A 13,443-nucleotide genomic window follows, 5' to 3' on the forward strand; every position below is an offset into this window, starting at 1 on the left:
CGAAACGCAAGGCCCAATCGGCCCTGCGTAGACTGGTAGCAAGGACCCGACATGTCAAGCTAAAGGACAATACGCCGACCATGGCAACACGCAAGCCCAGCAAGAAGAAGACCTCCCAGGGACACCCGGCACGCCGTGATGGCGCCAGCTCGGTGCCTTTCGAAACAGAGGTACGTCAAGCCCTGCAGCCTTTCAAGCAAGGCCTGCACCGCCACTTCCAACAGGAGTCCTCCTCCGAAACCCGCTCGGCCCTGGAAGGATTGACCACTTTGCTGACGGTGCATGCCCAGCTGCGCAAGGAAGTCAACATCACCTCCTTTGACACCGCCGCCTTGGGCGAACAGCTCGGGCATTTGCGCTCCCTGGGTGAAGATGTGCTGCGCACCAGCGCGAACCTGTTGAAGCAGTATCTGGTTTTCCTCGGTCAGAGCGCCAACTTCGGCGGAAGTGTCGAGGATTTCAAGTCCAGCTTCGAATTCCTGTCGAAAATGGCCGGTGATTCACCCATCGTTGTCCCCTTCATGGAAGACGACGAGGCCAACGCGGCGTTCGAGCAGTTGCCGATGGTCTTCGCCGCCCGGGAACTGCTGGCCTGGGTGGGCGCGGGGCAACCCACCGACCCGAGCGGCGTGCTGCACGGCCAGACACTGGCGCAGGCCGCAGAGGCGCTGGGCATGCTGATCAAGGTGGAGGAATCGGCCGACGCCGGGGCAACGGCCTGGGAACCGGCCGATGGAAGCATCGTGGGCTCACTGGCCGAGGTACCGCGGCTCGCCGCGTACTGGGATGCGCTGATCGGTACCGCGCTGTTGCGCTACGAAACCCCGAATGCGGTGCCCACGGACAACCTGCTCCAGGCGTTGAACTCGACCACTGGGGCCGGTTCCCGCCTGATCAAGGAACTGATCGCCGAAGTACTGTTCTCCCACGTTTTGACCCATGCGCTGGCGGTTCCGGGACAGGGCCATGTGGCGGAGATGGTCGCCGGGGTGTTGAGCAACGCGGCCTCGTCAAACCAGCCGCGAACCGACTTTGCCCTGCAGACCCCCGGAATCGAGGACCTGCCCGAAGAGCAGCACCACCTGCTACCGCAGTTGCAAGCCACCGTACCCCAGGTGGAGCGCGTACTGCGTTGCTTCGAGCGCGAGGGCCTGGTGACCATCGGCGAATACATTTCGGTCCCCGAGGTGGTCCGCGTATCCCTTGAGCGTGCCTTGGAGAAGGTCTCGGACCGGTTGCTGGCCGGCCAGGCCGGAGACGAAGCCTGATTTTCCAACCAAGAAGGCCTCGGTCCCGTCAACCGCTGATGGGACCGAGGCCTTGGTTATCGGCAAGGCAACCTACAGGCTGCGCACCGCGAAATCTGCTTCGTGCCGTGGCAGGCGCTGGAACCAGGCGTTCTCCCCCGGCTTGCCGATGTTCACGATCAGGAAGGACTTGTACCCGGTTTCCGCGTTGATCGCGGCATCCAGAGCGGCATGGTCAAAGCCGCCCATGGGACCAACCGCCAGACCCGCGGCGCGAACGGCCATCATGAAATACCCTGCCTGCAGCCAGGCATTGTTGCTGCCCACCGACGAACGCATGGTCGACTCCTCGAACATGGCCTTGCGCTCCGCAGCATGCGGGAAGAAGTACTCGAAGGTCTCATGCCATTCGGGGTCAAAGGACAGGACGGCCAGCGCCGGTGCGGCCAACGCCTTGGCGGCATTGGAACCGCTCATGGTTGCGGCCACCGCGCGGCGGGCACCCTCGGACTTGATCCAAGCGATGCGCAGCGGCTGGTTATTCATCAGTGTAGGGCCCATCCTAGTTGCCTCGTAGATCGCATCCAGGGTTTCGTCCGCCACCGGCTCGTCGATGAACGAGTTCGCACTGCGTGCCTCGAAGAACAGCTGATCCATCACCTCGGGGGCAAGCACGAAGGCCTCGGAAGCGCTGGCGGTGAGTTGCTCGGTCACTGGTTCTCCTTGGGACAGCTAAAGCTTGACCCTTTAACCTTTGACTACCCGCAACCATCCACGCAACCCTTTGTGGCGGGAGACACATTCGCGGCAATCTAATATACGCTAAATATACATATTGTCCGTCACTGGTGGCGGACCCGGCCATGGGGCTACCGTGGTAGGTAGGACATCAACTGCAGCTGGGCACGGGTAAATCCGAGCATTTCCAGTCCTGACAAACGCAGGAGGTCAGCCCAGCAAAGGAGCACGATCATGGGACGCAAGATCACCCGACGGCGCATCATCCGTGCCACCATGGACGGGCGGCGCACTACCCGGGAGGAAAAACTCGCCGGCGAAGAGCCCTTGGAAATCCGCTTCGGTTCCACTTCCTTCACCACCTCGATGCGCACCCCGGGTGACGACTTCGATCTGGTGGCCGGCTTCCTGCTGGCCGAAGGCATCGTGGAACGCGCCGAGCATCTGTCCTCCATGCGTTACTGTGCCGGCACCGACGAGGACGGCAACCAGACCTACAACGTCATCGAGGTCCAGCTGGGGATCGGTGCCCGGCATCCGGATCTAACCCTGGCCCGCAATGTCGTAACCAGCTCCGCCTGCGGGATCTGCGGCACCAACTCCATCGAGGAAGTGCGCAAGAAATCCCGCCACACGCCGGATCCCACCGACGGGTTGGTTGAGCTCGAAACACTGCTGCGGATGCCGGACACCCTGCGCGACTCGCAACGCCTGTTCTCCGCCACCGGCGGGGTCCATGCCGCGGGCCTGTTCAACACCGCCGGTGAACTGCTGGTGCTGCGCGAGGACGTAGGGCGGCACAACGCCGTGGACAAGGTCATCGGTGCGGCGGTGCGCGAATCCCTGTTGCCGCTGCGCGATACCGTCCTGCAGGTTTCCGGCCGGGCGTCCTTCGAACTGGTCCAGAAGGCGGCCATGGCCGGTATCCCGGTGCTCAGCGCCGTGAGCGCACCCTCATCCCTGGCCGTGGAACTGGCCGATGAATCTGGACTGACCCTGGCCGCATTCTCCCGCGGCACCAGCATCAACCTATACACTCATGCACAACGCGTTGTGGGCGCCTGAACCACTGCACCGAATGCGCCCCTGAACCCCGGATGGAGATAGCCATGCATCGCCCAGCACCAACCGAAGATATCAACGAGGAAGAGCTCAAGGTCACCGAGCCGAAGCACGCCGCCGCCGGGCCCAAGGCGGTCCTGGTATCAATGGAACGCGGGTTCGCCGAAGCCGGTGTCAGCCGCACCCTGCGTTCGATGCTGCGGGTTAACCAGCGTGGCGGCTTCGACTGTCCGGGGTGCGCCTGGCCGGAATCGATTACCGGTGCACGCAAGCCCGCGGAATTCTGCGAGAACGGGGCCAAGGCCATTGCCGAGGAGGCCAGCGCGCGCACGGTCACCCCCGAGTGGTGGGCAGAGCACCCGATCAGCGTACTGCGTGAGAAGACCGAATACTGGCTCGGCTCCCAGGGCCGGATCACCACGCCGATGATCATCCGGGAAGGGGAAACCCACTACACCCCGATCAGCTGGAACGATGCTTTTGCCACCATCGGCCAGCACGTCAACGCCACCACCCCGGACCGGTGCGTCTTCTACACCTCCGGACGTACGGCCAATGAAACCGCCTTCATGTACCAGCTGCTGGCTCGCTCACTGGGCACCAATAATCTGCCGGATTGCTCCAATATGTGCCATGAATCCTCGGGCTCGGCACTGAACCCCACCATTGGCATCGGCAAGGGCACCGTGTCCCTGGAGGACTTCGAACATACCGAGCTGATTTTTGTCATCGGGCAAAACCCGGGCACCAACCATCCACGGATGCTCAGTGCACTGGCCGATGCCAGGAAACGTGGTGCACGCGTGGTAGCGGTCAATCCGTTGCCCGAAGCCGGTTTCTTCGGCTTCAAGGACCCGCAGACGGTTACCGGGATGTTGGGCAAGTCCGCACCGGTTTCCAGCGATTTCCTGCAGATCAAGGTCGGTGGCGATCTGGCCCTGTTCCAGGCTTTCGGGCATCTGCTGCTCGAGGCGGACAAGTTGGATCCCGGCAGCGTGGTGGATCATGACTTCATCGCCTCGGTCACCGACGGCTTTGATGCCTACCGCGAAGCCCGTTCCACCCTGGATTGGGAAGCCACCGAGGAAGCCACCGGATTGACCCGCGCCCAGATCACCGAGATCGCCGATCTGCTGATCAGGTCCAAGGCCACCATCATCTGCTGGGCCCTGGGACTTACCCAGCAACCGCACTCGGTCCCGACGCTCAAGGAAATCATCAACCTGCTGCTGTTGCAGGGCAATTTCGGCAAACCCGGAGCCGGCGCCTGCCCGGTCCGCGGCCACTCCAATGTGCAGGGCGATCGCACGATGGGCATTTGGGAAAAGCCCACCGAGCAGCTGCTCGAGGCGCTCGACAAGGAGTTCGGGATTTCCTCCCCGCGTGAGCACGGCTACGATTCCACCGAGGCGTTACATGCCTTCGAAAAGGACGAGATCGACGTTTTCGTCTCCATGGGCGGAAACTTCGCCCTGGCGAACTCGGAAACCGAAATGCTTGAGGCCGGCATGCAGCGGGCCAAGCTGACCGTGCACATCTCCACCAAACCCAACCGTTCCCATGTGGTGCACGGGCAAACTTCATTGATCCTGCCCACGCTGGGGCGTACCGACAAGGATGACAAGCATCCTGGCGGTGCCCAGTTCCTTTCGGTGGAGGATTCCATGTCGGTGATCCACTCGACGCAGGGACGACTCACCCCGGTCTCCGATCACCTGCTGGCCGAACCGGTGATCGTGGCGCGGATGGCTACCGCCATCCTCGGCGAGGACCACCCAGTCGATTGGCGGAGCATGGCCGAGGATTACGATGTGATCCGCGACCATATCTCCCGTGTCCTTCCCGGCTTTGAGGACTTCAACCGCCGGGTGCGCGGGAAGAACGGCTTCGTCCTACCCAATCCGCCCCGTGATTCACGATCCTTCGCCACCGACATCGGCAAGGGCCGGTTTACCGTCTCCCCTTTCGAGGCTCTGCATGCCCCCGAGGGGCACCTGATCCTGCAGACCATGCGCAGCCACGACCAGTACAACACCACCTTCTACGGGGTCGATGACCGCTATCGAGGGATCAAGGACGGGCGACGGGTTATCCTGATCCATCCCGATGATCTGGTTGACCTGGGACTCGAGGATCGGCAGCTGGTGGATGTCATCTCCACCTTCCAGGGCACCGAGCGCCGTGCCAACAAGTTCCGGCTGGTCTCCTACCCCACTGCCAAGGGCTGTGCGGCCGCCTATTTCCCGGAGGCCAACGCACTGGTCCATCGTGATCTGGTGGCCCGTGAGTCGAATACGCCGGGCTTCAAGGCAATGATGGTGCGATTTGTGCCGCATACCGAGCAGCCCGGGCCTACCCTCAACAGCTGATCAAGAACAGAACACCCCGCGTGGAGCCCGCAATAGGCTCCACGCGGGGTGTTCACCATCCTGGTCATCGGCCCAAGGATTGGCCATATACGGCTTGGCAAGACTTAAGTTATAAAAGGTACGTTGCATGTACACTCGAACACGGCATGCGATGGGGGCACATCACCGAGAATATTCAAGTTCGCTGCACATACAACGTACCTTTTAATCACTGCGGTCGAGCGTTGAAGCCACTCGCAAAACCTCAACACTCAAGTACCGCCGTGATCGGTCTTCACCGATACATATCTAACTTAACCTGTTTGGCAAGAATGCGAAATCGTACTTAAGTAGGAGGGTGCCGGACTAAAACGGGATATCGGCGACCAGGACCCAGCGCGAACCCTGTTGCTCTGCCTCGAAATGCCCACCGAAGGCTTGCATCCGGTCCTCCATGCCGATCAACCCGCTCCCTCCCCAGAGCGCATCCCTATCGGATAAGGGCTTGCCGGTAGGCATCTGGTTGACCATCCGCAGCACCGCCTTGCCGCCGATCCGGTTGAGCGAAATTGAGCACACGGTATTGGGTTCGGCATGCTTGATGATATTCGTGGTGGCTTCCTGCATCACCCGATACAACGCAGTATGAGCCGAACGCGGTAAATCAGCGATCTCCTCACCGGTATGGGTCTGGACATCGAATCCGGCGTCCCTGAGGCGCCGGGAGAACACCTGGACTCCTTGCAGGGCATGAATGGTCGTTGCGGCCGGCGCATCATGGCCACCGCCAACGTCGCTCATGGTGCCGTCAGTGCGCAGCACATTGAGCATTAGCCGCAGATCGTGCAAGGTCTCGGAACTGAGCTTCGAAATGACATCAAGGGCTTCACGGCTTGCCTGCTCGTTGTCGGCAAATTTCGCCGCCTTCGATTGCATTGCGACAATCGTGATGTCGTGCGCGACGATATCATGCAAGTCTCTGGCGATATTCTTGCGCTCGTTACGGATCGCGCTTTCGGTACGTTCTCGCAACGCGTCCATCTGCCGCGCGCTTTGCTGGTTCTTCTCACGCAGAACGAAGATGCTTCGTGCTGCGATATAGGTCAGCAGAACGGCAGGAATCAGCACCACCAGCGCCATGACATCATCCTCAGCACGCACCGCGAACTGCAGCATCCACGCACCGATGAAAGACAGGTAGAGCCGCCGGAGCAGAGCGGAGTCAATACTGCCGGATAACGCCGTGAAGACTATGAGCGAGCTGATCAACAGAAGTATCTGCGCCGCACTGGCGAAGCCGAAAAAGAGCAAGGCAACATACGCGCCCAGCGACGCCGAAGGTAGCCAAAACGCCAACGCCACGGCGATGCACAATAAGATGCCTAGAAAAGCACCGTGAAAGTCGGCCGTCGTGGATTGCTCGATTCCCTCGTTGACCAAAGTAATGATCTCAGTAGCGGTAATCGCACCAAGTATCACTATGCCGACCCAGACGATGATCCGAGAGCCGTTCCAAAGGCTACGCAGGTTGTCCTGTGTCTTCATTTACCGGCTTTCGATATGGCCTTTCCGGGCCACTTACTGATCAACCACAGGCAATCCCGAAATTCTTGCAGACCCACTTGGAGAACTCGGTAGAAATTCCTGCCGGCTCGGCGACCGGTGGACCCGAAACGGTCGCAGCGGCCGCTTCCGCAGGCACAGCGGTCTGGATAGCAGCGATCGGTGCAATAGCCAGTGCGGCAATGGCGAGGAGCTTTGCGAGCTTCATTTTTTACTCCGTATGTGTGAACTTGCCAAACGATGTGAGCTTATATACTTCGAGGCATAGCCACCGTGTCAAACGGAAACCAGTAGAATGAGGGACGACCCATGGAGCAAATCAAGGTTCTGATTGCGGACGATGAGCCACTCATTCGACGCGCCCTTGGCACAATCCTAGCAACAGACGATGCCATTCTGTTACTAAATTCCGTACAAAACGGGCAAGAGGCTGTAGAGTACTGCGCCGCGCACGATGTCGATGTGGTGCTGATGGACCTGCAGATGCCGATTATGGATGGGGTCGAAGCCACTCGGCTCATCAAATCCAGCAACGCGCACACCGCAGTTCTGGCGATTACCGCCTTTTCCTCCGATGACTACTTGGTTCCCGTTCTCTTGGCCGGAGCATCGGGATACCTGGTCAAGGACACCGACCCGGCGCAGATCGTGCAAGCCGTCATCTCGGTGCACTCGGGCACTGCGGCCATCTCCCCTTCGGTGTCCACGGACCTGATCACAGCCGTGCAGCGTGCATATGCCAAGCCGGCGGTGGCCGGCGATGTAGCGGACGAGCTGGGGCTGACAGCCCGTGAACTCGAAATCCTGTCATTGCTCGCCCAGGGAAAGAACAACACCGAAATATGCCGCATCCTGAATGTCGCCGACACCACGGTGAAAACCCATATGGCTAAGATCTTCACCAAGCTTGGGGTCAGGGACCGGGTCCAGGCGCTCATCGTGGCCACCCAGTTGCAGCTGGTGGACCTGAATTCGTATGAAATCGATCCCCCGCACCGTTAGAAAGAGCCGGCTGGCGCTGTGAACCGTACAACAATCCAGAAACTTTCCAGCCCGGGGGAATAGAATCGATGCTGAAGTGTTGAACATGAGTACGTAACACTCAAGTTTCAGGAGGCTCACTTGCCAGCATTCTTCGGTTCTTCCGCCGATGGCTCGTTCGAGGAATTCCTTTCGCGGTTCCTCTCCTCACGAGCCCAATCCGCACGCCCGATTGACATCACCCGGCTACTGTCCCAACGCACCCATGACGTGGTTTCGCGCGCTGCCGGCGTGGCCAGCGACAACGGACATGACGAAATCGACGCCCTGCACCTGCTGATGGCATTGTTGCAGTCCGAACCGGTGTCATCACACTTGAAATTCATGGGTGTGGACCTTGAGGCGTTGGCCGCTGCCGCCGCGCAGCGCATGCCACGCCGCAACGAGAACACCGAAAAGACGTCACGCCTATCCGCCGCCGCGCAGCGTACGCTTTTTGACGCCTACCAGGTGGCCCGCAACTACGGGTCGACCTATATCGATCCTGAACACCTGTTCCTGGCCTTCGTCTTCACCCCCGATTCCCCGGTGGGTGTGCTGTTGGCCGAACACGGGGTGACCGCCCAGTCCCTGCAGCAAGCCGCCGCCGACCAGATGCAGCGCGCCCAGGAGCAGGGCGGGGCACAGCAGGCCGAGGAGCAGAACGAGTCGATGCTCGAACGTTTCGGCACCGATCTGACTGAACTGGCCGCCGACGGCCAGATCGACCCGGTCATCGGCCGCGACCAGGAACTGGAACAGGTCATCGAGATCCTGGCCCGCCGCACCAAGAACAATCCGGTGCTCATCGGCGAAGCCGGGGTGGGGAAGACCGCCATTGCCGAAGGCCTGGCCCGGTCGATTGTTGCCGAGGAGGTTCCCGAACAGATCGCCGGGGCCCGGCTGGTATCCATCGACCTGCCCGGAATGCTGGCCGGAACCCGCTATCGGGGCGATTTCGAGCAACGCCTGACTTCGCTGCTTGAGGAGATCGCCGACGCCGAGGGACAGACCATCGTATTCCTCGACGAGATGCACCTGCTGGTCGGTGCCGGAGCCGGAGAATCGGGCACCATGGATGCCGCCAACATCCTCAAGCCACGGCTGGCCCGCGGCGAGCTGCGGCTGATTGGCGCCACCACCCTGTCCGAATTCCGCAAGGTCGAAAAGGATGCGGCACTGACCCGCCGCTTCGGTACGGTCACCGTCAAGGAACCGACCCAGGAACACGCCCTGCAGATCCTGGCTGGCCTGAAGGAATCCTATGAGGACCACCACCAGGTGCAGTACACGGACGCGGCATTGCAGGCTGCGGTAGGCCTCTCGGCCCGTTACCTGACCGATCGCCAGTTGCCGGACAAGGCCATCGACCTGTTGGATATCGCCGGAGCCCGCCGCTCGATCGCGGCCGGAAACACCGAGGACGTACAGGCATTGCGTGCCGAATTGGTGGATTCCGAACGAGACAAGGCCCGGGCCATCGCCGAGGAACGCTTCGAGGATGCCGGCGCCTGGCGCGACCACATCAAGGAGCTGACCGAACGGATCGTCCAGGTCGAGGAATCCGGCGGGCAGAGCGTGACCAGGGTGGTGGACGAGGTACAGATCGCCGAGGTGATTTCCCGTTCCACCGGCATCCCGGCCGCGAAGATCACCGCGGATGACAAGTCACGCCTGGCAAACCTGGAATCCGAGCTGCATGCCTCGGTGATCGGCCAGCAGGACGCGGTTTCGGCCGTGGCCCGCGCGGTGCGCCGTTCACGCACCGGGATGACCAACCCCAACCGCCCGATCGCCTCGTTCATGTTCCTGGGGCCCACCGGCGTGGGCAAGACCGAACTGGCCAAGGCGCTGGCCACCAGCCTCTTTGGCAAGCCCGAGTCGCTGATCCGGATGGACATGAGCGAGTACGGCGAGAAGCACACCGTCTCGCGGCTGATCGGAGCCCCTCCGGGGTATGTCGGCCACGACGAACCCGGACAGCTGACTGAAAAGGTGCGGCGCAACCCGTACTCGGTGATCCTGCTCGACGAAATCGAAAAGGCCCACCCGGACGTGTTCAACGTGCTGCTGCAGGTTCTGGACGACGGCCGGCTGACCGACTCGCAGGGCCGCACCGTGGACTTCTCCAACACCCTGATCCTGATGACCAGCAATCTCGGCGGCCAGTATCTGGCCAGCCGGACCGCTTCGTTGGGCTTCACCTCGGCCAATGCCAAGGCGGAGCAGGAGGAGATCCGGGCGAAGGTGATGGGCAAGGTGCGCGAATTCGTGCGTCCCGAGTTCCTGAACCGGTTGGACGAGGTGTTGCTGTTCAGCAAGCTCAGCGAATCGGAGATCGCGCAGATCGTCTCGCTGGTGCTCGATGAAACCCGGGCGCACCTGGCCGAGCAGGACCTCGAGCTGTCCGTCACCGACGCCGCGACCGCCAGGTTGGGCAGCGAGGGCTACGATCCGGAATTCGGGGCCCGCCCACTGCGCAGGCTCGTCCAGCGCCAGGTCCACGATGCCATCGCCGACCTGCTGGTGGCCGATGCCGTGAGCGCCGGGGATACCGTGCTGGTGGACGTGGTGGACGGAAAACTGGTTGTGGCCAAGAAGCAACCGGCCCCGGTCCCCGCCGGCGTCGAGTACTTCGACGCCTAGCAGTTCCTGTTCCGGTTCATCCGAGACACAGCTGCCCCGCACCTTTCCCGCTCGAAAGGGAAAATCGTGCGGGGCAGCTGCGTTTGTTCCGGCGCTCTGCTACCGATTGCCCTGCCGCGCACGCTGCAGTAGATTATGCCCATGGTTTCAGTGGGAATGATTACCGTGGATGTGCTCGATGAGCGGGCCGCCGCGAGCTGGTGGCGTGATCGTCTGGGCAGCGAATACCTGGCCCAGTATCCCGGGTTCGTGATGCTCGACCTGCCCGGCTCGCCGTTGCGGCTGGCCTTCCAGCAGGTTGCGGAAGTGGCCAAGGGCAAGAACCGGATCCACCTGGATCTGGAAGCCTCCACGGACCGGTCGGCCGAGGTTACCGCATTCGTTGACGCCGGAGCCCAGGTTCTCGAGGAGCACCGGGCCAGCGAGGACTTCGCCTGGAGCGTGTTGCGCGACCCCTTCGGGCTGGTTTTCTGTGTTTCGGATCCGCACTAGCCACCGGTTCCGGGCATAGGCTGGTGTCCATGATGCGCAGCCTGCTAATCCCCTTCGAGGACTCGACACTGACTGCCCTGTGGAATCCGGCACCCGACGCCCGTGCGGTACTGGTTCTTGCCCACGGTGCCGGGGCGGGCAAGGACCACCCGTTCCTCACTGGGGTAACGCAGGCCCTGCAGGTACTGGGTCTGAGCGTACTTCGTTTCAACTTCCCCTATATGGACATCGGGAAGAAGTTCCCGGACCGGGCCCCACGTGCGCTGCAGGCCTGGAACGCGGTCCTTGACATGGCCGAGGGACAACTCGCCGACGGACTACCGGTATTCGCCGCTGGCAAGTCCTTTGGAGGGCGGATGGCTTCGCTGATGGTGGCCGAAGGCCGGGATGTGCCCGGGTTGGTTTTCCTTGGGTACCCGCTGCATGCGCCAAAGAAGACCGAGAAGCTGCGCGATGAGCACCTTTATGGCCTGGACACACCCCTGCTGTTCCTGCAAGGCACCAAGGATCCCTTCGCCCAGCCCGAGATCCTGCAGCCAATTGTCGATCGGCTCGGTGCGAGGGCACAACTTCATTGGGTCGAAGGCGGCGACCACTCCTTCAAGTCGGCCCGATCCGGTCGCAGCGTGGAGGAGGACGGAGCCCAATTGGCGGCGCCAGTAGCCGATTTCGTGGACTCGGTGCTGTAGGAGAACTAAACCGTCAACGATGGACCCGCCCGGGCCTGTCTACAGATCGTTCAGTCGACCTGGTTTTCCTGCAGGAAGCGGTAGACCTCGGTTTCATCCACTCCGGGAAAAGCCCCGGTGGGCATGGCCGCCAGCAGGTGGGTATTCGCACGGGTCGCCGGCCAGGCGTTGCCGAACCACACCGAGGACAGGTCCGCCGGTGGGCGGCGGCAACAATTCTCATCCGGGCACTTGGATTGGCAGCGCTCCTTGGTATCCCGCCCGCGGAACCACTTCACATGTTCGAAGGGCACCCCGATGGACAGCGAATACAGTCCCGAGGAGTGGCGTTCGGTGCGGGCGGTGCACCAGTAGGTGCCGCGGACCGTATCGGTGAACTGCTCGAAGGAACGGAACTTATCTGCCACGTCGAACACCACGCGACTGGTCCAGTATCGGCAGATCGACTGTCCTTCGATGGCCCCGGTGTGATCGGAGGGGAAGTTCACCCCGTCATTCTCATAGGCCTTGTGCAGGATCCCGCTCTCGTGCACCTTCTGGAAATGGCAGGTGATCCCCAGGTGTTCGGTGGCCAGGTTGGTGAACCGGTGGGCTGCCGATTCGTAGGACACCGCAAAAGCGTCCCGGATATCCTCCACGGCCAATTCACGCTGGCTCTTGGCCCGCTGCAGGAATGCGGTAGTTTCCTTCTCCGGCATCATCAGAGCAGCCGCAAAATAGTTCGTGGCCACCCGTTGGGACAGGAAATCCGCATAGTCACTCGGGGTCTGATGGCCCAGCACATAGTGCCCCAAGGCCTGGAGCAACACCGAACGCGGATCATAGTCTGCCCTTGCCGACTGGGTCAGGTAGATCCGGTGGTTCTTCAGGTCGGTCACCGAGCGGGTCGAATGCGGCAGGTTCCCCACATATCGCAGGCTGAAGCCCAGATGTTCGGCGATATCCGCTGCCCGGTGATGGGATAGCGGCCCTCCGGAGTGCCCAACCGCATTAAGCAGACCCCGCGCCTCCTGCTCGATCTCCTTGTAATAGTTGTTTCGCTGACGCATTTCCTCGCGCAATTGGGTGTTCGCCCGCCGTGCTTCCTCAGGTGTGGCGGCCTGCTCGTTCAGCCTGCGTTCCAACTCGGACTGCAAACCGACCAGGGATTCGAGCACGTCCATCGGTAGCCGAGAGCTGATCCGGACTTTAGGCAACCCCAGCGCTTCGTATAACGGACCCCGTTGGGCACGTTCCAGCTCTATTTCCAGCGCCGCTCGTCTCGAGGGAGGTTCGGACCCCAGCAAGTCATCCACGCCGACCCCCAGAGCGGTCGCCAAGGACTTGAGCAACGAGAGCTTGGGCTCTCGTTTGCCGTTTTCAATCAGGGACAACTGGCTCGGGGCGGTATCAACCAACGCCGACACGTCATCCAGTGTTTTACCCTGGGATTTGCGCAGATGCCTGATGCGTCGCCCCAAGGCAATGACATCCAGTTCTTCCTGGTTATCTGGATCTTCCCCGCCGGAGTCGACCAACTTACGGTTCCATGTGGTTGCAGTCACATCACAAGCTTAGGTGAAGAACTAAAGAAATTTCCAGAATTCATCAAAAAAATGACCTCTAGCACCAGAATTGACGTCAGTAGTTCCCGAAGAT

11 protein-coding genes are annotated in these 13,443 nt (G+C 61.4%); 7 read left to right on the forward strand and 4 right to left on the reverse strand.

Translation table 11 applies throughout. The features are described from left to right. Positions 1-80: 80 nt before the first annotated feature. Positions 81-1,268, forward strand: a complete 1,188-nt coding sequence (locus OK351_RS10040) for a hypothetical protein (RefSeq protein ID WP_265158453.1) — start codon at positions 81-83, stop codon at positions 1,266-1,268. A gap of 72 nt (positions 1,269-1,340) precedes the next feature. On the opposite strand, the gene OK351_RS10045 is transcribed toward OK351_RS10040, so the two are convergent. Continuing rightward, positions 1,341-1,961, reverse strand: a complete 621-nt coding sequence (locus OK351_RS10045) for a malonic semialdehyde reductase (protein WP_265158454.1) — start codon at positions 1,959-1,961, stop codon at positions 1,341-1,343. A gap of 258 nt (positions 1,962-2,219) precedes the next feature. Here OK351_RS10045 and fdhD point away from each other — a divergent pair, with 258 nt between their 5' ends. Both fdhD and OK351_RS10055 read left to right on the forward strand, forming a co-directional pair. After that, positions 2,220-3,050 carry a formate dehydrogenase accessory sulfurtransferase FdhD gene (gene fdhD / locus OK351_RS10050; protein ID WP_265158455.1) on the forward strand — a complete coding sequence of 277 codons (831 nt, stop codon included), beginning with the start codon at positions 2,220-2,222 and terminating at the stop codon, positions 3,048-3,050. Between the two features lie 44 nt (positions 3,051-3,094). Continuing rightward, positions 3,095-5,416, forward strand: a complete 2,322-nt coding sequence (locus OK351_RS10055; RefSeq protein ID WP_265158456.1) for an FdhF/YdeP family oxidoreductase — start codon at positions 3,095-3,097, stop codon at positions 5,414-5,416. Between the two features lie 345 nt (positions 5,417-5,761). Here OK351_RS10055 and OK351_RS10060 read toward each other — a convergent pair whose 3' ends face one another. After that, complete coding sequence (locus OK351_RS10060; protein WP_265158457.1) at positions 5,762-6,940, reverse strand: sensor histidine kinase; 1,179 nt, start codon at positions 6,938-6,940, stop codon at positions 5,762-5,764. Positions 6,941-6,980: 40 nt separating this feature from the next. Further along, entirely contained in the window at positions 6,981-7,166 is a 186-nt protein-coding gene (locus tag OK351_RS10065; RefSeq protein WP_265158458.1) for a hypothetical protein, read from the reverse strand. 101 nt (positions 7,167-7,267) lie between these two features. Here OK351_RS10065 and OK351_RS10070 point away from each other — a divergent pair, with 101 nt between their 5' ends. From OK351_RS10070 to OK351_RS10085, 4 genes are all read left to right on the forward strand, one after another. Continuing rightward, positions 7,268-7,960, forward strand: coding sequence for a response regulator (locus OK351_RS10070; RefSeq protein WP_265158459.1), 693 nt, complete (start codon positions 7,268-7,270; stop codon positions 7,958-7,960). Positions 7,961-8,080: 120 nt separating this feature from the next. Further along, a complete protein-coding gene (locus OK351_RS10075; protein ID WP_265158460.1) occupies positions 8,081-10,624 on the forward strand; it encodes an ATP-dependent Clp protease ATP-binding subunit in 2,544 nt (847 codons plus the stop codon). A gap of 141 nt (positions 10,625-10,765) precedes the next feature. Further along, on the forward strand, positions 10,766-11,116 hold the full coding sequence (locus OK351_RS10080; protein ID WP_265158461.1) for a VOC family protein: 351 nt from the start codon (positions 10,766-10,768) through the stop codon (positions 11,114-11,116). A gap of 29 nt (positions 11,117-11,145) precedes the next feature. Beyond that, positions 11,146-11,805: an alpha/beta hydrolase family protein gene (locus tag OK351_RS10085; RefSeq protein ID WP_265158462.1), complete on the forward strand. Its 660-nt coding sequence runs from the start codon at positions 11,146-11,148 to the stop codon at positions 11,803-11,805. Positions 11,806-11,855: 50 nt separating this feature from the next. Here the strand turns inward: OK351_RS10085 and OK351_RS10090 are convergent, their stop codons facing one another. Continuing rightward, positions 11,856-13,349 (reverse strand): helix-turn-helix domain-containing protein, encoded by a 1,494-nt coding sequence (locus OK351_RS10090; protein WP_371931413.1) that lies wholly within the window; start codon positions 13,347-13,349, stop codon positions 11,856-11,858. Between the last annotated feature and the right edge of the window lie 94 nt (positions 13,350-13,443).

The organism is Glutamicibacter sp. MNS18, assembly GCF_026107515.2.
Classification (GTDB): Bacteria; Actinomycetota; Actinomycetes; order Actinomycetales; family Micrococcaceae; genus Glutamicibacter.